General features: G+C 62.3%; 17 protein-coding genes. 11 read left to right on the top strand and 6 right to left on the bottom strand.

The annotated features are described in order from the left end of the window. Positions 1-79: 79 nt before the first annotated feature. The 7 genes from TSA66_RS23205 to TSA66_RS23230 all read left to right on the top strand — a co-directional run bounded on the left by TSA66_RS23205 (position 80) and on the right by TSA66_RS23230 (position 5,289). Positions 80-1,300 carry an MFS transporter gene (locus tag TSA66_RS23205; RefSeq protein ID WP_040041725.1) on the top strand — a complete coding sequence of 407 codons (1,221 nt, stop codon included), beginning with the start codon at positions 80-82 and terminating at the stop codon, positions 1,298-1,300. A 1-nt stretch (position 1,301) separates the two neighbouring features. Continuing rightward, positions 1,302-1,430: a hypothetical protein gene (locus TSA66_RS28090; protein WP_269748408.1), complete on the top strand. Its 129-nt coding sequence runs from the start codon at positions 1,302-1,304 to the stop codon at positions 1,428-1,430. Positions 1,431-1,623: 193 nt separating this feature from the next. Beyond that, positions 1,624-2,814, top strand: coding sequence for an acetyl-CoA C-acyltransferase family protein (locus TSA66_RS23210; RefSeq protein ID WP_040042916.1), 1,191 nt, complete (start codon positions 1,624-1,626; stop codon positions 2,812-2,814). A 297-nt stretch (positions 2,815-3,111) separates the two neighbouring features. Beyond that, positions 3,112-3,327, top strand: a complete 216-nt coding sequence (locus tag TSA66_RS23215) for a DUF3717 domain-containing protein (RefSeq protein WP_040041726.1) — start codon at positions 3,112-3,114, stop codon at positions 3,325-3,327. 109 nt (positions 3,328-3,436) lie between these two features. Continuing rightward, on the top strand, positions 3,437-3,871 hold the full coding sequence (locus tag TSA66_RS27190; RefSeq protein ID WP_157691761.1) for a hypothetical protein: 435 nt from the start codon (positions 3,437-3,439) through the stop codon (positions 3,869-3,871). Next, the gene (locus tag TSA66_RS23225) at positions 3,831-4,382 is read left to right on the top strand and encodes a hypothetical protein (protein WP_040041727.1); all 552 of its coding nucleotides are present in this window, start codon (positions 3,831-3,833) and stop codon (positions 4,380-4,382) included. Before TSA66_RS27190 ends, TSA66_RS23225 begins: the two co-directional genes overlap by 41 nt. Before the next feature lie 13 nt (positions 4,383-4,395). After that, complete coding sequence (locus TSA66_RS23230) at positions 4,396-5,289, top strand: sigma-70 family RNA polymerase sigma factor (RefSeq protein ID WP_040041728.1); 894 nt, start codon at positions 4,396-4,398, stop codon at positions 5,287-5,289. 108 nt (positions 5,290-5,397) lie between these two features. Here TSA66_RS23230 and TSA66_RS23235 read toward each other — a convergent pair whose 3' ends face one another. From TSA66_RS23235 to TSA66_RS23255, 5 genes are all read right to left on the bottom strand, one after another. Further along, complete coding sequence (locus tag TSA66_RS23235; protein ID WP_157691762.1) at positions 5,398-6,150, bottom strand: substrate-binding periplasmic protein; 753 nt, start codon at positions 6,148-6,150, stop codon at positions 5,398-5,400. Positions 6,151-6,508: 358 nt separating this feature from the next. Next, on the bottom strand, positions 6,509-7,330 hold the full coding sequence (locus TSA66_RS23240; RefSeq protein ID WP_084199845.1) for a pseudouridine synthase: 822 nt from the start codon (positions 7,328-7,330) through the stop codon (positions 6,509-6,511). Positions 7,331-7,336: 6 nt separating this feature from the next. Then, positions 7,337-8,839, bottom strand: a complete 1,503-nt coding sequence (locus TSA66_RS23245) for a B12-binding domain-containing radical SAM protein (RefSeq protein ID WP_040041729.1) — start codon at positions 8,837-8,839, stop codon at positions 7,337-7,339. Between the two features lie 118 nt (positions 8,840-8,957). Next, the gene (locus tag TSA66_RS28095; RefSeq protein WP_040041730.1) at positions 8,958-10,646 is read right to left on the bottom strand and encodes a methyl-accepting chemotaxis protein; all 1,689 of its coding nucleotides are present in this window, start codon (positions 10,644-10,646) and stop codon (positions 8,958-8,960) included. A gap of 241 nt (positions 10,647-10,887) precedes the next feature. Further along, positions 10,888-11,940, bottom strand: a complete 1,053-nt coding sequence (locus TSA66_RS23255) for an AraC family transcriptional regulator (RefSeq protein ID WP_157691763.1) — start codon at positions 11,938-11,940, stop codon at positions 10,888-10,890. Positions 11,941-12,092: 152 nt separating this feature from the next. On the opposite strand from TSA66_RS23255, the gene TSA66_RS23260 reads away from it, so the two are divergent. The 3 genes from TSA66_RS23260 to TSA66_RS23270 all read left to right on the top strand — a co-directional run bounded on the left by TSA66_RS23260 (position 12,093) and on the right by TSA66_RS23270 (position 15,805). Further along, positions 12,093-13,283 (top strand): alkane 1-monooxygenase, encoded by a 1,191-nt coding sequence (locus TSA66_RS23260; RefSeq protein ID WP_040041731.1) that lies wholly within the window; start codon positions 12,093-12,095, stop codon positions 13,281-13,283. Further along, a complete protein-coding gene (locus tag TSA66_RS23265; protein ID WP_040041732.1) occupies positions 13,280-13,480 on the top strand; it encodes a rubredoxin in 201 nt (66 codons plus the stop codon). Before TSA66_RS23260 ends, TSA66_RS23265 begins: the two co-directional genes overlap by 4 nt. Positions 13,481-13,816: 336 nt before the next feature. Continuing rightward, complete coding sequence (locus tag TSA66_RS23270; RefSeq protein WP_052452695.1) at positions 13,817-15,805, top strand: sigma-54-dependent Fis family transcriptional regulator; 1,989 nt, start codon at positions 13,817-13,819, stop codon at positions 15,803-15,805. Between the two features lie 234 nt (positions 15,806-16,039). Here TSA66_RS23270 and TSA66_RS25850 read toward each other — a convergent pair whose 3' ends face one another. Further along, positions 16,040-16,759, bottom strand: coding sequence for an alpha/beta hydrolase family protein (locus tag TSA66_RS25850; RefSeq protein ID WP_052452548.1), 720 nt, complete (start codon positions 16,757-16,759; stop codon positions 16,040-16,042). 172 nt (positions 16,760-16,931) lie between these two features. Here TSA66_RS25850 and TSA66_RS25855 point away from each other — a divergent pair, with 172 nt between their 5' ends. Beyond that, positions 16,932-19,769 carry a bifunctional diguanylate cyclase/phosphodiesterase gene (locus tag TSA66_RS25855; protein WP_157691764.1) on the top strand — a complete coding sequence of 946 codons (2,838 nt, stop codon included), beginning with the start codon at positions 16,932-16,934 and terminating at the stop codon, positions 19,767-19,769. The last annotated feature ends 26 nt before the right edge of the window (positions 19,770-19,795 follow it).

The raw sequence follows: 19,795 nt of genomic DNA on the forward strand, positions 1-19,795 counted from the left end.
CGGTCAAACCGGCAGGCCACACGCTTTTTCGCTTTACGCTACACTCGATTCCTCTTTTTTTGACCTGCGAGGTTCCGCCATGCTGACCGCATCCCGCGCGCCGCAACTGAAAACCGTCCTGATCGCCAGCGGGCTGGTGCTGACACTGGCAATGGGCGTGCGGCACGGCTTCGGTTTCTGGCTGCAGCCGATCTCGCAGGCGCACGGCTGGACGCGCGAAACCTTTTCGCTGGCCATGGCGCTGCAAAACCTGTTGTGGGGCGCGTTCGGCCCGTTTGCCGGCATGGCCGCCGACCGTTTCGGCACCGCGCGCGTGGTAATCATAGGGGTGCTGTTCTATGTCGGCGGCCTGCTGTGGATGGCGCTGGTGAGCGAACCGACCGCCTTCGTGGTCGGCTCCGGCGTGCTGATCGGCGCGGCGCTGTCCTGCACCGCGTTCGGCGCCGTTTCCGGCATCATCGGCCGCACCGCGCCGGAAGTGAAGCGCTCGTGGGCGTTCGGCATTTCCTCGGCGGCCAGCTCGCTCGGCCAGTTCGTGATGATGCCCGTCGAGCAGCAACTCATTACGTCGACCGGCTGGCAGACCGCCTTCTACATCCTCGGCGCGCTGGTGGCGCTGGTGATGCTGCCGATGGCATTCGGCCTGCGCGAGCAGCCGCTGGAAAAGGCTAGCGGGCCGCAGCAAAGCATGGCCGACGCCATCAAGGAAGCATTCTCTCACCGCCCTTTCCTGCTGCTGGTGGCTGGCTATTTCGTCTGCGGCTTCCAACTGGTGTTCATCGGCGTGCACATGCCGTCCTACCTGAAGGACAAGGGCATCCTGGACCCGAGCGTGGCAGTCATGGCGCTGGCGCTGATCGGACTGTTCAATATTTTCGGTTCCTATTACGCTGGCAAGCTGGGCGGCTTTTTGCCGAAGCGCTATCTGCTGTCGAGCATTTACCTCAGCCGCACCATCGTGATTGCGCTGTTCTTGCTGGCTCCGCTCACGTCCTGGTCGGTGTACGTATTCGCCTGTGCCATGGGCTTGTTGTGGCTGTCGACGGTTCCGCTCACCAACGGCGTCATCGCCGGGATTTTCGGCGTGAAGTATCTGTCGATGCTGTCGGGCTTCGTGTTTTTCTCGCACCAGGTCGGCAGCTTCCTCGGGGTGTGGCTCGGCGGGTACCTGTTCACCAAGCAGGGCAACTACAACACCGTATGGGGCATCACGATTGCGCTTGGCATGTTTGCCGCGCTGGTGAACCTGCCGATCAACGAACGCGCGATCAAGCGCCAGCCGGTCGGCATGGCGGCCTGACATGGGCGAACGGCTCAAGCGCCTGCTGCTCGGCGCCGCGGTGATCGCCGTGCTGGCGCTGGCGTTTGCGGCCTACCTGCGTCCGGCGTTCGTGTTCGACCTGGCGAACCGGATCGTGCTGTGCTTCTGACGCTGCCTGCCGGAGCAGAATAGAACGACCGTCCTAATCGGAGTATCATCTCTCCTCGATACACCCGCTGCGCGTCTTATTGACCGACAAACTGCGTTCGTCGATATCTCGCTATGCTCGTCACGAAATCCGCTTCCCCGATGCCATCGGCTCGCAAGCAAACATTTCAATCAATCAAGACAGAGGACACAAAATGGCAAATACGAAAGACGTCGTCATCGTTGGCGCGGCGCGTACCGCAATCGGCACGTTCGGCGGCGCGCTGAAGGATTTCTCCGCGGGCGACCTGGGCGCCATCGCAGTCAAGGAAGCGTTCGCACGCGCCAAGGTCGATCCGGCGCAGGCTGGGCAAATCGTGTTCGGCAACGTGATTCATTGCGAGCCGCGCGACATGTACGTGTCGCGCGTGGTCGGCATCAATGCCGGCATGGCCAAGGAGTCCGCCGCGCTGACGCTGAACCGCCTGTGCGGCTCCGGCCTGCAGGCGATCGTCACGGCCGCTAACGCCATCCAGCTGGGCGACACCGACATCGCCATCGGCGGCGGCGTGGAAACCATGAGCCGCGCGCCGTACTCGACGTCGGTGGCGCGCTGGGGCCAGCGCATGGGCGACTTCAAGATGATCGACATGATGGTGGGCGCGCTGTCGGATCCGTTCGGCGCTGGCCACATGGGCATCACCGCCGAGAACGTGGCTGAAAAGTACGGCATCTCGCGCGAAGAGCAGGATGCGTTTGCGCTGGAAAGCCAGAAAAAAGCCGTGGCAGCAATCGCCGCTGGCCACTTCAAGTCGCAGATCGTGCCGGTCGAAGTCAAGGGCCGCAAGGGCGTGACGCTGTTCGACACCGATGAGCATCCGAAGGCCGACACCACGCTGGAATCGCTGGCCAAGCTGAAGCCGGCATTCAAGAAGGAAGGCGGCACGGTTACGGCAGGCAATGCCTCCGGCCTGAACGACGGCGCCGCCGCCTGCGTGCTGATGGAAGCCGGTGCAGCCGCAAAGGCAGGCCTGCAGCCGCTGGCACGCCTGGTGTCGTATGCGGTGGCGGGCGTGGAGCCATCGATCATGGGCACCGGTCCGATTCCGGCGGTGCAGCTGGCATTGAAGCGCGCCGGCCTGTCGTTGAACGACATGGACGTGATCGAATCAAATGAAGCGTTCGCCGCGCAGTCGCTCGGCGTGTGCAAGGGTCTCGATCTCGATCCGGCGCGCACCAACCCGAACGGCGGCGCAATTGCGCTGGGCCATCCGCTGGGCGCGAGCGGCGCGATCATCACCGTCAAGTGCCTGTACGAGCTGATCCGCACCAACAAGCGCTACGGCCTGATCACGATGTGCATCGGCGGCGGCCAGGGCATTGCCGCGATCATCGAGCGGATCTGATGCTTTAGCGGTGCTGCGTTCAATGGCGCAGCACCTTTCGCGTTTAGCCGCCGCGACGGCTAAACGCCCCTCTCCGGCCTGTCTCGCGCGACCGAACGCGTAATACCATCTTCCCCCGGCAAGTTCTGCCCAGCAATAAAATCCGCATCCCTCAATAGCCGGAAATCTTTCGCCCTGGCCCGCATTGCCACGCTCGTATGAAACAGGTTCCGAGCCAGGCGGGCCGGATATGCCGTCAATGTCAAAGGTGCTGCACGCGGCCCCGATTCCGGCCGTCGGCGGAAGTACAATGAGCCGATGGACATCACCCTGGCCGAACTGGAACAAGCGATCAACTACTGGCGCACACTTCGCCCGTCGCGCGGCGAGGAATGCGCGCTGTCGCCCGAAGTCAATGCGCTCGCCACAGTGTACGCGCTGATGATCTATCACCATGCGCCATCCATCCCGATCGCATCGCTCGACCCGCCCGCCCAGCAGCTGTTGGATGCATGGCGTCGCCGGGCAGTCTGAAAATTCCCTCAAGGAATTTCTGCGATGCGCATAAAACGCAACGCCTGCATGTCACATTTTGCTCGGCTGGCTCGTCTTGTATGCAGAACCGACCATCGACGAGGACCATATGCCCGCTCTTTCCATCGCCCGTTTGCTGCTGGGCTTGATTCTGTCAGCCAATGGCTTCGCCATGTTGGCTGCACCCGAGACATGGTATGCGACGGTGCCGGGAGTGGCCGACACCGGGCCGCTCAATCTGCACTTCGTGCGCGATATCGGTTGCGCGTATCTGGTCAGCGGCGGCGCGTTCCTGTGGCTGCTGCGCACTGCATCCGCATGGCCGGCGGCGTTGGCGGGCAGCGTCTTCCTGCTGCTGCATGGCTGCGTGCATTTGGGCGAGGCTGCGGCAGGGCGGGCTGAATGGCACCACTTGCTGCGCGATTTTCCCGGTGTGTTCCTGATACCGATTCTTGCACTGTGGCTCACCTGGCCGCGTGCGCTTTCAAGGAAGGAGAAACACGATGTTACGATGGATAGCGCGGCGCCGGCTCGCCGCCTTTGAGCGCGCCTTCGGTTACGACACCGCTTATATGCGTGAAATGCTCGATGCCAGCTGGACCGGTTTCATGCGCTTTGCGGCAGTCGCGAAAATGGCGCAGCACCGCGAAGGCGTGCCGCTCGACGCCTGGTATGCGGCCAAGCTGAGCGCGACGGTGGCCGAGGATTGCGGCCCCTGCACGCAGCTGGTCGTCAAGATGGCCGAGGCGGACGGCGTCAGCGCCACCGTCCTGCGCGGCATTCTGGAGGGCGATGACCGCGCAATGGGACCCGACGCCGCGCTGGCGCAACGTTTCACCCGCGCGACGCTGGCGCACCATCTGGAAGCAGCTACGCTGCGCGCGCAAATCATCGCGCGCTGGGGTGAGCGCGGCGTGGTGTCGCTGGCGCTCGTCATCGCCGCGTCACGTGTCTTCCCGACAGTGAAATACGCGCTGGGGCACGGCAAGACCTGCAGCCGTATCCGCATCGGCAACATCGAGACCCGGCCGGCGTTGGCGCCCGTCGCGGTATGAAAGGAGTGAGTGCATGAAGGCAGCGGACCGCACCGCGGACGAGTTCGAGGCGCACCGGCGCCACCTGAGGGCGATCGCCTACCGCATGCTCGGCTCGCGTGCCGAGGCGGAGGATGCGGTGCAGGATGCGTGGCTGCGCTGGCATGCGGCCGACCGCGCACAGGTGGAGAATGCGCAAGCCTTCCTGTCCACCACCGTGACACGGCTGTGCCTGGACCGGCTGAAATCGGCGCAGGCGCAGCGCGAAGTCTATGTCGGCGCCTGGCTGCCGGAGCCGGTGGTCGATGACGACACCCAGTACCAACCGGGACCGGAAACGCTGCACGAGCTGGCGCACGATTTGTCGTTCGCCTTCATGCTCACGCTCGAACGCCTGTCGCCGCTGGAGCGCGCCGCCTTTCTGCTGCACGACGTGTTCGACATGAGCTTCGGCGAGGTCGCGAGCGCACTGGGCCGCAGCGCGGCCGCATGCCGCCAGCTCGCCGCCCGTGCGCGCAGCAATGTGCATGCGAACCGTCCTGCCGTAAAAGTCGCGCCAGACGAGGAAACCCGGCTGGCACAGGCATTTGTCGGCGCCATCCGCGACGGCGACGTCAATGCGCTGGCGCGCGTGCTGGCGGAAGATGCGACCTTCATTTCCGACGGCGGAGGGCGTGTCACGGCCGTGCCGCAGCCGCTGTTCGGGCGCGAGCGGATTGCCACGGTGCTGATCGGATTTGCGCGCCACTACCACCCTGAAAAACACCGGATGCGCCCCGCCCGCATCAACGGGCTCGCGGGCTGCGTGATTTCCACAGTGGACGGCGAATTGATTCAGACAATGGCGCTAGAGGCGGACGGCTGCGGCCGGATCAGGGCAATTTATGTGATGCGCAATCCGGATAAGTTGCGGATGGTGCAGCCATGAACGGCATGGCGTGACACGTTACTTTCCGGCGCCGACACTTTTTCTTTTCGAAAGCGGCAGCGCCGATTCTGGGGCCAGCGGCAGGCGACACGGCCGCCGGCCCGTGCCTCAGTCGCTTACATACTTCTTGATGATTTGCTGGTATTGGCCGCTGCTCTTTAACTGCTTGAGCCCGGCATTGAAATCATCCCGCACCTGCTTATCAAGGAACACGGCGTCGCGCGTCACATCGGTATTGATGGGGAAGACTTTGTGGTACACCACCTCTTGAGTGGTATCCACATCGTTCTTTACGGTATTGCGGTAATACTTGAAGATGTTCACGTCGCCGGTGTAGACCTGCGCGCTGTTAGCGTAAAGCATTTGCAGCTTGCGGCGCTCATTGCTGCTTTCTTGGTAGTGTGGATTTCCCTTTACTGCTGCGGCAAAATCCGGCCCGAGAAATTGAGTCGCGCCCTGGAAGCTGACGATGGATTTGCCGTGCAAATCGGCGAGGCTGTCGATTTTCAGATTGTTCTTTTTTAGCGTAATCGCATTGTCTTGATAGACGACGGTCGGTTCGCTGGCGTAGTAAAAACCTTCCCCTTCCTTGAGGTCGGGATTGCCGCGCTGCGCGGCATCTGCCTGCTTTTCCTTCAGCATTTTTGGCACCACCAAAAACGAGGCATAAGTCGGTTTGAGCGTATGGCCTTTCACTGCCAGTGCGGCGCGAATGATATCGATCTCAAAGCCGCTATTACTCTCCTGGATGACGTACGGCGGAAGGGCCAAGCCGAAGATCATGGTGATTTCTCTTGCTTGAACAGTGGCCGCTGCACTCAGGGCGATCGCTACAGATAAGGTTTTAATAGTTTTTTTCACGTTTTCCTCCGCTTTATTCCAATAGCAATTGGGATGACGACGAACTCACCGTGCAACACTTCCTCTCCAGCACAAAATTCAGGAAGTGAAATTACTATATGGAAATAGTCCAAATGTGTAAATCATGCGAACACCCGCAAGACAAATCTTTTTGGATTGAAAATTGAGTTGGATCAACCACTTCGGAATTTGAGGCAGGAGATGGTTTGTCGAAATTGGCCGAGCCCCGAAAAAACGGTTCTCATCGTGTTTTGACGAAATAGGGATCGTTGACCTTACCCACGGACGGTGAACGCTCGCGCTCGCTTGCGGTTGATCCGTCAAGAGACAGCGAAACCGCCTATCGGCGAGGAGAAAATCACGGGGCGCGCAGCGATGCCGGCAAGGCATCACCGAAGATGGACAGCACTTGCAGAAAACTCGCTTCCGGTTCCGCATGCAACTGCAACGGCACGTCGGTGACCGGGTGGCGAAAGGACATGCCGGTGGCTGCCAGCATTAACCGCCCTTGCCCGAACCGTTCCGCGAAATAGCGGTTGTGGCGCCCGCGCCCGTGGTAGGCATCGCCGATGATCGGGTGGCTGATGTGCTTCATGTGCCGCCGCAATTGATGTCTGCGCCCCGTTTCGGGAAACAACGCGACCAGGCTGTAGCGGCTGGTCGCATGGCCTTCGATCTGCACCGGGATCTCCGTGGTCGCTACACGGCGGTATCGGGTGCGGGCGTCGCGCACCGGCTGCGGCGCGTCCTTGCGCCGCTTGTCCTCGGGCTCGTCCCGCAACGGATGATCGATGAACCCCTGTTCCGGGGTCCAGCCCCGCACCATCGCCAGGTAGGTTTTTTTCACCTCCCCCGCCATCATCGCCTTGCCCATTGCGCTCGCCGTTTGCGCATCCCGCGCGAACACCAGCAGCCCCGAGGTGGGGCGATCCAGCCTATGCACCGCATAGACATGCTCGCCGCCATTCATCGCGCGCGCATATTGCAGCGCAAACTCGGTTTCATGATGGTCAATGGGACTGCGATGCACCAGCAGCCCGGCCGGCTTGTGCACAATCAGCAGCCAGGGATCGCAATAAATCCGGGTCAGCGGATTCTCCGCCGGAACAGGCTGGGAAGCGAGCTGATGGCTGTCTGACGTTCGTGCACCGTCATTTCCCGGCTGCCGGCAGTTCTCCATTCCAGATCACGCAGCCTGATGCCGCGCCTGCCGCTGCACCGCCGCATCGGCCTTGCCGGCGGCCTGCGCCTTCATGCGCAGGTGGCGCTTGCTCATCTGACCCGCGTAGTCGCTGTCGAGCGTGGCCTCGACCATGACCGCATCCATGCCGCGCGCAGCCAGCCACTCGGCAATCAGCGCAACCAGGCGCTCCAGCGCGATGCGGTGCGTGGCATCCGTTTTTTCGTACAGCCAGTCGGACAGCTGCATGAAATTGGCGAACGGCGCGTCGGCCAGGATCAGCGGCAGGGTGTTCGCGAAGCGGCCGGAGTTGGCGACCATGTCCCAGTAGCGCGAAAACCGCACCAGCCGCTGCATCGTCGCAAAGTCGATGCGGTCGTTGGCGAGGATCGAATACGGCGGGTACGGATCGAACACCATCTTGTAGGCGTCGGTGTGGCGGATGATCGGCGTGCCGCGCAGGCGTTTCAGGATGCCGAACTGGATTTCATGCGGGCCGAGGGCGACCAGCTTGTCGAAGCCGCGCGCGAAGCTGTCGAGGTCTTCGCCCGGCAGCCCGGCGATCAGGTCGACGTGCAGGTGGGCGTGCGAATGGCTGGCCAGCCAGCGGATGTTGGCGGCGGCCTTCTCGTCGTCCTGGCGGCGGCTGACCAGCGTCTGTACTTCCGGATTGAAGCTCTGGATGCCGATCTCGAACTGCAGCGTCCCGGGCGGGAACTGCACGATCGCGTCCTTCAGGGCATCGGGCAGGTGATCCGGCACCAGCTCGAAATGCGCGTACACTGGATCTTCGGGCGCGGCGGCCAGCTTGTCGAGGAAGAACTGCATGATCTTCAGGCTGGTCTTGATGTTCAGGTTGAAGGTGCGGTCGACGAACTTGAACAGGCGCGCGCCGCGCGCGTGCAGCGCCTCCATCTCGGCCAGGAAGGCATCGAGCTCGAACGGCCAGGCGGTCTTGTCGAGCGACGACAGGCAGAACTCGCACTTGAACGGGCAGCCGCGCGAGGCTTCCACGTACAGCGTGCGGTGCGCGATGTCGGCGTCGGTGTAGAGCGCATACGGCAGTTTGATCTCCGACAGCGGGGGCTGCGCGCCGGCGTGGATCTTCATCAGCGGCTTGGGGCCGTCGAGGATCTGCCGGCACAGCGACGCGAACGTGATGTCGCCCCAGCCCGTGATGACGTAGTCGGCCAGCTGCGTGATGTGGCGCTCGGCGGTTTCGTGCGAAATCTCCGGGCCGCCGAGCACGACGACGACCTCGGGCGCGACGCGCTTGAGCAGCGCGACGATGCGCTCGGTTTCTTCCACGTTCCAGATGTAGATACCGAAGCCGACGATGCGCGGCCGGTAGGCGAGCACACGCTCGACCACCTCGGCGGGCTTGGTGCCGAGCACGAATTCATGCAGCTGCGTGGCTTGCTGCAAGTCGCCCATGTTGGCGAGCAGGTAGCGCAGGCCGAGCGAGGCATGGGAATAGCGGGCGTTGAGGGTGGCGAGCAGGATGGTCATGGGGCGGGAGGCAAAAGGCAGCGAGCCGTCATTTTACGCGCGCTGCACCTGCCGTGTGAGGTAGGCCGGCAATTCCCTGGGTGAAATGCCGGCCGGGCGCCGCGTCGGGCGCCCTTGCTCAGAACTCTTCCCAGTCGTCGCCGCCTTTGATCGGTGCCCGGCGTGCCATGGTTGCTGCCGAAGCCAGCCTGGCTGGCTGCGGCCGTGCTGCCGGCTTCGGCGTGCGCGCCTTGGGTACGGCCCCCGCATGCGTGCCGGATATCTTGAATGCCCCTACCACCTGCACCAGATGGCCGGCCTGCTCCTGCATCGCTTCCGATGCGGCGGCGGCCTGCTCCACCAGCGAAGCATTCTGCTGGGTGACTTCGTCCATCTGTGCGATGGCCTGGTTGATCTGTTCGATGCCGGCGGTTTGTTCGTGGCTGGCGGCGCTGATCTCGCCCATGATGTCGGTCACGCGCCGCACGCTCTCGACGATCTCCTGCATGGTGGCGCCGGCCTGGTCGACCAGGCGCGCGCCGCTGTCGACCTTGTCGACCGAATCGTTGATCAAGGCCTTGATTTCCTTTGCCGCCGACGCGGAACGCTGCGCCAGGTTGCGCACTTCCGATGCCACCACGGCAAAGCCGCGCCCCTGCTCGCCGGCACGCGCCGCTTCCACCGCGGCATTCAAGGCCAGGATGTTGGTCTGGAATGCAATGCCGTCGATCACGCCGATGATGTCGACGATCTTCCTGGCCGAGTCGTTGATCGCGCCCATCGTGTCCACCACTTCCGCCACGACGGCGCCCCCCTTTTGCGCGATGTCGGATGCCGAGCTGGCCAGCGTGTTGGCCTGACGCGCATTGTCGGCGTTCTGCTTGACTGTCGTGGTCAGCTCTTCCATCGAGGACGCGGTTTCCTCGAGCGAGCTGGCCTGCTGCTCCGTGCGCGAAGACAGGTCGAGGTTGCCGGCGGCGATTTCGCCGGAAGCATTGGCAATCGTATCGGTGCCCGAACGCACTTGCGCCACGATGGAAGCGAGGTTGTCGCGCATCTTGTGCATGGCAAACAGCATGCTGCGCTGGTCGCCCGGACGCAGTGCGATGTCGACCGTCAGGTCGCCGTCGGCGATGCGTCCGGCGATCGCCGCCGCGTAATCCGGCTCGCCGCCGAGCTGGCGCAGCAAGCCGCGCGTAATCGCAAAGCCGATCAGCGCAGCCAGCATCACCGTGGCCAGCCCCAGCACCACCATCAGCATGCGCGCGCTGGCATGTGCCTCGTCCGCCTCCCGTCCGGCGATTTCGATCAGTTCGACCTGGAACCGGATCAGGTTGCTGAGCGCATCCTTGTAGTTTTTCAGTAGCGGGCGCAGTTCATTGCTCAGGTAGGTTCTTGCTTCTGCCGCCTGCTCCTGGTTGATCAGCGCCATCAGCTTGTCCTGCCCGGCGATGTAGGCGGCGCGTGAATCCTTCACCTTCTGGAACAATTCCTTGCCTTTCGGCAGGACGAGCATCTTGTCCAGCTTGTCGATGTCGACGGCGATCGCCGTGCGCGCGTCGGCGATGTCTTGCGCCTGTTTTTGGCGGTCATCCTTGCTATCGGTGAGCATCATGTTGCGCAGCGCGACCGCGATGCGATCGGTTTGCGCCTGGATGTCGCTGGCCCTTTCGATCTTGGGCCAGCGCTCGTTGATGATGCCCGACGTGGCCGCATTCAGATCGCGCAGCTTGACGAGTCCGATGGCGATAATCACCAGTAACAGGATACAAACGCTGCCAAAGCTGAGTGCAAGGCGCGTGCCGACTTTCATGCTGGTGTTATTCATGTGTCATTCGTGAAAGAACTGTTGCCGTGTACAAGAAGAACGCGCAGCGCTAAATGGCGGCGTTCTCTGTCTCCAGGCAAGGTGGATGTAAAAAATTGATACAAATCAATATTGCTACCACTACGGAAAGCCGTGCAAGCGGTATTTCCATTTCACCCGCGAACGATGCGAAATACCAACGTTCCTTCTTATCGCGTGCTGCAATGATGACAACATCGCCGTTTGTGACGGGTAAGCGGGATCAGTCCTGCGGGTTGCCGCTGCGCGGACTTGCCTGCGCAGCCACGCGGAACTCCTTCGGCGAAACGCCGAACCAGCGGCGGAAGGTGCGGCCGAAATTGGACGTATCGAGATAGCCGAGCCGCTCGGCGATCGTCTCGACCGGCAAGCCCGTGTGCTGCAGGAACCATTGCGCGCGCTCCTGGCGCACTTCGTCGAGCAACGCCTGGTAGCTGGTGCCGCGCTGCTTGAGCTTGCGCATCAGGGTGCGCGCCGACATGTGCAGCTCGTGCGCCATCGCGTCGCATCCGGGATAGTCGCCTTCGCGCGCCGCCAGCCGCGCCCGCACCTGCTGCACCAGGTCGCCGCCCGGGCCAAGCTGCGCGAGCGCCTGCTCGCAGTCGCGCCGCGCCGCGGCATAGGCCAGCGGATCGGCGGTCAGGCAGGGCGCCGCCAGCAGCGCGCTGGGAAAGCGGATTTCCATGCAGGCGGCGTCGAACACGATGGTCCCGGCAAAGCGGGCTGCATAGGCGGCATGCCAGGGAGCGGCCGGATACGGCACGCGGTATTCCAGCTGGCCCAGCGCATCGCCGACCAGCGCTTCGAGCACCTGGACCAGCAGCACCGACGTCGCTTCGAGGATCGGAATGCGCACGTCGCCCAGATCGAAGCGCTCGCGTATCTGCACGCTCGACACCTGCTCGCCGGTGACTAGGCGCATGTCGAGCAGGTTGGCGCGCAGCGCCGAAAAGCGCACGATCACGTCCAGCGCCTGCGCCACATCCTTGCTGGCCATCGCCGCATAGCCCACTTGGCCGTGCGCCGACACCGGCAGCGACGCCCCGATCTCCAGGCCGAGCAGCGGCGAGCCGCTCAACTCGAGCGCCGACAGAATCAGGCGCCGCATCTGCAAAAAGCTCAGGGCGCGGCTGGCGTCGACCAGTTGCGCCCAGGTCAGGCCGGTGCCCGCCAGCAGGCGCGACAGTTCCACGCCACGCCGGCGCATAAGCATGCAGAGCAGCCGCGCGTAGGACGGGTGGACGGCGGGCTGGGCCCACTGTGCTGGAACGGTCATTTTTTCCTGTTTGAAATTGATCAATTGCGCCCGGCCGCATGTGTGCCGTTTTTTTATGCTGTCACATTTTGACGAAAAATTGCCAGTTCTTGCGGTGTCCGGCTGCGCTACATCAGGAGATGCTGTGTCCTCACCATTATAAAAAGGACATCATGGAGACGCTCTCACCACCAGCCGGCGCGGCCGGCTATCGCGATTCGAAACGCTACGCCTGGCTGCTGTCGCTCTTGATGCCGGCACTGAATGGCGCCGGCCCCCTGCTCTACTACCTGCTGCGCGACCCGATCGTGCTGTGGGCGCCGGTCGTGCTCAGTTACGTGCTGCTGCCGGTAGTCGACCTGGCGCTCGGCCGCGACCGCAGCAACCCGCCCGAGGCCATGGTGCCGACGCTGGAAGCGGACGTCTACTACCGCTATGTCACGTATGCGCTGGTACCGCTGCTGTGGGGCGGATTCATTTTCGGCATCTGGTTTTTCACCACGCACGACTTGCCGTGGCATGCGCAGCTGGCGGGCATCATCGCCACCGGCGGCATCGGCGGCTACGGCATCAACCTTGGCCACGAACTGGGGCACAAGCGCGCCGACACCGAGCGCTGGCTGGCCAAGGTGGTGCTGGCGATGACCGGCTACGGGCATTTCTACATCGAGCATAACCGCGGCCATCACCGCGACGTCGCCACGCCGGAAGATCCGGCTTCGTCGCGCATGGGCGAGTCGATTTACCGCTTCGTGCTGCGCGAAATGCCGGGCGCGCTGCGGCGCGCATGGCTCCTGGAAAAAGACCGCCTGCAGCGCTGCGGAAAGCCGGTGTGGTCGCTGCACAACGACATCCTGCAGCCGCTGCTGCTCACGCTCTTGTTCTTTGCGCTGATGATCGCCTGGCTTGGCTGGCATGCACTGCCGTTCATGCTGCTGGCTTCCTTCTGGAGCAACTTTCAGCTGACTTCGGCCAACTACATCGAACACTACGGCTTGCTGCGCCGCAAACTGCCCAATGGCCGCTACGAGCCGTGCCAGCCGCACCACTCCTGGAACAGCAATCAGCTGTTTTCGAACTGGGCCACGTTCCACCTGCAGCGCCATTCCGACCATCATGCGCATCCGGTGCGGCGCTACCAGTCGCTGCGTCATTTCGACGATGTGCCGCAACTGCCGAACGGCTACTTTGGCATGTTCGTCGTGGCCTATCTTCCGCCGCTCTGGTTCCACCTCATGGACCGGCGGCTGCTGGAGGCGGTCGGCCACGATCCGGCTCGGATCAACTTCGATCCGAAGCGGCGCGCGCAGCTGATGGCCCGTTATGGCCTGACTGCACGGCATGCCAGCCAGGAGGCGTCATGACCAGCTATTCCTGCCCCGTATGCAACTACGTCTACGACGAACAGGCTGGCGAGCCGCGCGAGGGCTACCCGCCCGGCACACCGTGGAGCGCCATTCCCGATGATTTCGCCTGCCCGGACTGCGCGGTGCGCTGGAAAGGGGAATTCGTGGCCACCGATATGGACAAACTGGCCAGCCCGCGCTCGCCGTCCAATTAATTTCCAGTCAGTAATTTCAACACCCTCTTCCGCTGCCAGGCCGCCCCGCCTGGCAGAAGGAACGACTCTTGCACAGAGATCAGGGCCGACGCAAAATGTGACGGATCGGGAAGCAGGCATCCCGGCCATATCCGCTGCTGGCAACGGCCAAAAATCACAAATATGTATAGCAAATGCGCGTATGATCGATTCATGCGCAATACAAAATAATTGCAATCAAGGCACCAACGAAAAGCATCGTGTCCTGTTTCATGATGACGCAGTGTTTCAAATTGGAGCAACTTGGCAAGCAATAACGCGGCTTCGCATGCCGCAAAGGAGACGGAGTTGGAACAGATGAAAGCGGGCACGCCGGCCACGTTCGGCGAAGCATTTGCACAAGCGACACCGACAGGCGCCGCGGCAAGCATCACGCGCATTGGTACGACCGCCGCGGACGAACGCGATGCCATCGTCGAAAAATCCCATCAGCGCTCCGCCGCCTACGGCCTGGGCAGCGCCGACAGCCCGGATTTTGCGCCCTTGAACAATAGCGACCTGTCGCTCGTCATCGAGCACAATCGCGCGCTGTACAAGTATGCGCTGCCGGTGATGGAGACGCTGTACGAGCAGATCATCAACACCCACAACATGGTGATCCTGACCGACGCGCAGGGCGTGATCATGCACACCCTGGGCGACGACGACTTCCTGGAAAAAGCCAACCGCGTCGCGCTCACCGCCGGCGTAGCCTGGTCGGAACAGAAGCGAGGCACCAACGCGATCGGCACGGCCATTGCGGAAGGCATCCCGACCCTGGTGCATGCCGATGAACACTATCTGCGCGCCAACCATATCCTGACTTGCTCGGCCGCACCCATCTTCGATCCGCGCGGCGCGGTGATCGGCGTGCTGGATGTAACCGGCGACCGCCAGAGCTTCCATCGCCATACCATGGCGCTGGTGCGCATGTCGGCGCAGATGATCGAGAACCAATTGTTTACCGCCGCCTACCAGGACGGCATCACGCTGCATTTCCATACCCAGCCGGAATTCATCGGCACACTCATGGAAGGCATCGTGTCGTTTACACCCGGCGGGCGCTTCGTGTCCGCCAACCGCAGCGCGATGTTCAATCTCGGCCTGTCGCCGCAGGCGCTGTCGGTGCACACGCTCAATTCCCTGTTCGGCCTGGGCGTGTCGGCGCTGCTCGATCATTACCGCACCGCCGCCCCCGAACTGCTGCAAATGTGCCTGCCCAGCGGCGTGCGCGTGTATGCGAAGGCGTCGGTGCGGCTGTCCAACAGCACCATCTGCGGCGCCGACCTGGTGCGCGCACCGGCAGCCAGCGCGCCGCAGCCCCGGCGCGCCGAGCCGCAGCAGGAAGACAACGGGCGCCGCCTGTCCAGCCTGCGCTACCTGAACACGGGAGACCCGCAGGTCGCGGCCATCATCACCAAGCTCACCAAGGTCAACGGCCGCGACATCCCGATCCTGATCAACGGCGAAACCGGCACCGGCAAGGAATTGCTGGCGCAGGCGATCCACAACGATTCGCCGCGCGCGAACGGCCCTTTCGTGGCGGTCAACTGCGCGTCGATCCCGGAGACGCTGATCGAATCGGAACTGTTCGGCTACGAGGACGGCGCTTTCACCGGCGCGCGCAAGAAAGGCTCGATCGGCCGCATCCTGCAAGCCAACGGCGGCACGCTGTTCCTCGACGAGATCGGCGACATGCCGCTGAACCTGCAGGCGCGCCTGCTGCGCGTGCTGCAGGAACGCATGGTCACGCCGCTGGGCAGCGCCAAGTCGATCCCGGTGAACGTGGCATTGATCTGCGCCACGCACCGCAACCTGCGCGACATGATCGCCAAGGGCGAATTCCGCGAAGACTTGTACTACCGCCTCAACGGCCTCGTGGTGAAGCTGCCGCCGGTACGCGAGCGCAGCGACTTCGAACTCGTGGTCAACAAGCTGCTCGCCTGCGAATCCAACGGCCGCCGCTACAGCGTCGCGCCCGACGTGATGCAGCTGTTCAAGCAGCATAACTGGCCGGGCAACTTCCGCCAGCTCACCAACCTGCTGCGCACCGCCATGGTGATGACCGGGGACGATGGCGAAATCCGGCTCGAACACTTGCCGGACGACTTCCTCGAAGATGTGCAGAGCATGAAAAAAGATGGCGCCTCGCACATGGATACCGACACCATTCCGGCCAACACCACGCTGGGCGATGTCGAACTGTCGGTGATCCAGAAAGCGCTACAGGCGCATGGCGGCAATGTCTCGGCCACCGCGCGCGCGCTCGGCATTTCGCGCAACACGATTTATCGCAAGTTGTGCTGATGGCGCGCAAGTGATGATTCCGGTGCACGTCACCGCGACGGAGCGCTAGCCGCAACATCGTTCAGCCACGCCAGAGGTCATGTGACTGCATGAGGCGCATAAGAATTCAAAAGGGCCAACGAATACCGTCGCCCTTTTCTTTTCGCCCTGGCACGGGTGAGCGTTTCTTGAGAATCCGGTTTCCCTTGGCAAATGGCCGTTGCCGGCAGCATCGCCGTCCTCTGCGTTTACCGCTCAATTTCCACGTCTGAGCCAGTCGGCCAGTGGTTTCATCCAAATAGGGTCCGGCGCATAAAACAGGCTGTGTCCCATTCCCGCCGCCATGCCGCTTTCAATAGCCGCCTCCTGCAGTTCTATTTTGGGGTTAGCGCCCTGCAGTTCGCCGCACGATCCCATCCAGGCGTCTGTTGTGTCATAGAGCGAAAGAAAACGTCCTGCCAGCTGGCCCTGCGGCTCTGCCACGAGCGCCTCATAGGTGGCTCTCGCATCCACACCAGCAATGTTGTGCGTGGCTGGCAACGTACATCCGGCAAGGACCGCATAGGAGATATCCGGGGCAGCCAGTTTCGTTGCCGCCGCTATCGTGATGTACCCGCCTTTGGAATGGCCGACCAGGGCAATGCTCTTTGTGGGGACGCCTGCTGCCAGCAGTTGCTGAACCTGAGCAACAATCTTGTTTGCATAGGCTTGAACTCTCGTTCCTTTCGGACGCGCCTCGGTGAGCACGACATACCCAAGGGAGGCCAAGGCTTTGGCAACAGCCGTGCTTTGATTCACCTTTTTGAATTCCCTGCTGTAGGCATCCGGACCTTGCTGCTCGACCGAAAGGCCGTGCAGGAAAAAGAGGTATTTCTTGGCCGGGTCAATCGTTTCAGGTGGTTGCGACAAAATCTCTTGTGCAAAGCAAATGTTCGCAGCAAAAGAGAGCAAGCAGGCGACGAGGATGGGGCGCATGAGATGAGCTTCCTTGTATTGACGGAAGTAAACATCTTAGAGGTTTCTAACGTTATTTGATACGCCGGCAGTGGACGGGGTCAGAACCATGACGCGGGGCGACTTGAATGATAAATATCGGAATTTTTTGAGTGAAGAAGGGTCGAAATGGAAAGCTTGAAACCCGGCATTCGTGAACTCTTCCTATAAAGCAGCGCTGACCAGCATATTGCCGCGTTCCACGTCCCCCGTATCGCAATGGCCTGTCCGCACCTTCCTGATGTGGCTCGTTCTCGCCTGCCTGATGCCGGGGATCCTCGGCGCTAGCGGTCTGTTCATTTACCAATACCAATTGGCTCGCACCCAGCAGGAAAAGGATACGGTCCGGACCGCACGCGCCCTGGTGCAAGCAGTGGACAACCATTTGCTCAGGGCGCGCGCCGTCGTACAAGTCCTTTCCGTGTCCGATGCGCTCGTCACGCGGGATTTCGCCCGTTTTCACCAGCAGGCGCGGCAAGCCGTCTCACTATCGGGTTTGGGCACCAACATTGTCCTCAGAAACGAAGGCGGGCAGCAACTTCTCAATACCGCGGTGGAATACGGCACTCCCTTGCATGCCCAGCCTGCGCCGCAGCAGGTCAAAGAGGTTTTTGCCACCGGCGAGTCCGTGATTTCACCGGTCTTTATCGGTCCAGTCCTCAAGCGACCGGTCATGAGCGTGGACGTGCCCGTAATCATCGGTGGCAAGGTAGCCTATGACTTGGGCGTCGGCATCTTGCCGGCGCATTTCAACTCGCTCCTGAAAGAGCAGGGCTTGCCATCCGGCTGGATCGCCGCCGTTTTCGACAAGACTGGAACGATAGCCGGACGGACCCACTCGCCCGACCAGTTTATCGGGCGCAAGGCCAACACGCCGTTGCTCCAGTCGATGGCGAAGTCGCGTGAAGGATCGCTCGAGACGACGACGCTGGACGGACTTGAAGTCCTGTCGTTCTACAGCCGCTCGCCCGTCACGAACTGGCGCGTTGCCATCGGCATTCCGCGCCAGGCGGTTCAAGGCACGCTTTTGCACACCCTTTCGCTGCTTGCCTTGGGTGTGGCAACCCTGTTCGGCATCAGTCTGGTCCTGGCGCGGTTCATGAGCCAGAGAATCGCGCACTCGGTCAGCGCGCTGACGGCTCCGGCCGTTGCGCTGGGCAATGGCGGTTCGGCCCCGATCCCCAAAGTGCATATCAAGGAAGCTGCCAAAGTTGCCTTCGCAATCGGCCGTGCTGCGAAGTTGTTGCAGGAACGTGCTCTGGAACTGGCGGAAGCGCACCGCCTTGCCAAGTTCGGGACGTGGTATTGGGACTTGACGACCGGAGCGGTACGAACCTCGGATTCGCTGCGTGAAATCTATGGGCGCGAGATCCCTTCTTTCTCAGACATGCGCGGCACCATTTTGCCCGTGGAATCGTGGGAGCAGATCGATGCCGCCACGCAGCGCACGATCCGGACGGGAAAGGGGTACGACCTCGAATTTCAAGTCAATCATGGCCGTGGACATACCATTTGGGTCCATGCCAGAGGCGAGGCAGTCCGCAATGAAAAGGGAGAGGTGATCGCCCTGCGCGGCATGACTCAGGACATCACGGAACGCAAGCACGCCGAGATGCAATTGCGGGCATCCGAGGAAAAACTGCGGAACGCCGCCCTGCATGACCCCTTGACCGGATTGCCGAACCGGGCGCTGATAATGGACTATTGCGAGCGATTGCTTGCGGCGGCACAACGCGGTCATGCGGGAGGTGCGCTGCTGTTCATCGATCTCGACCGCTTCAAGCCGATCAATGATCTTTACGGACACGAGACCGGGGACCGGGTGCTGCAGGAAGTCGGCAGGCGGCTCCTCGCATGCACCCGGCAGGAGGACCTGGTCGGGCGGCTGGGAGGGGACGAGTTTGTCATCGTCCTCCCGCACATGAGCGGCGGCGTGTACCACCGTGCAGCGGTGGTTGCCCGGCATGTGGTCGCCAGCATCAGCGAACCCATTCACATCAATGCACTGGAGGTGTCGGTATCGCCTTCCATCGGCATCAGCTACTTCCCGGAGCACGCCGCCAATGTGAGCACCCTGATTCACACCGCCGATCTGGCCATGTATCAGGCCAAGCAATCGGGGCGGGCCAGCTATCAGTTTTATACGCCCGAACTCGACCGGCGGGCCGAAGAGGCGCTTTCGGTGGAAACGAGGCTGAGAAACGCGCTGAAGCATGGCGGCCTGACCCTGTACTACCAGCCGGTCATCGATCTCAAGAATGGCAAGTTGATCGGCGCCGAAGCGCTGCTGTGCTTGACGGACGATGGCGAAGTCATCGGCCCCGACCGGTTCATCCCGATTGCGGAGTCGGCCGGGCTGATCGGGCAACTGGGCGAATGGGTAGCGGTCGAAGCGTGCCGCCAGCATGCGGCGTGGCTGCGCCAGGGATTGCGGATCGTTATCGCCATCAATGTGTCACCGCTGCAATTCAGGCAGCGCACATTCGCCGAAACGCTGGGCAGCATTATTACGGAATCGGGAATGGACCCGACATGCCTGGAGATCGAGGTGACCGAGAGCGCGGTGATGGAGAACATCGATGAAGCGGTCGAGATACTGAACAGGATCAAGTCGCTCGGGGTGCGCGTGGCGCTGGACGATTTCGGCACCGGCTATTCGAGCCTGAGCAGCCTGACCAGCCTGCCGCTGGACAAGCTCAAGGTGGACCAGTCGTTCGTACGACGGATCGAGCGCGATCAGGCGAGCCGCACCGTCACCGAGGCCATCATTGGCCTGGGGCGCAGCCTGCGGCTTAGCGTCCATGGCGAAGGCATCGAATCGGAAGATGCCATGCTGTTTTTGGAAGCACACGGGTGCAATCAGGCGCAGGGCTACTGGTTCAGCCGGCCGCTACCGCCGGCGGAGTTTGTGCACTGGCACCACCACCAATGGGGGCGGGATACCAACATGGACGGATGGGAGCGCGTGCGACAGATCTGGGCACCGAAATAAGAATGCCGCCAGCGGAACATGCGGGC

It is taken from the genome of Noviherbaspirillum autotrophicum, from assembly GCF_000818395.1.
Classification (GTDB): domain Bacteria; phylum Pseudomonadota; class Gammaproteobacteria; order Burkholderiales; family Burkholderiaceae_D; genus Noviherbaspirillum; species Noviherbaspirillum autotrophicum.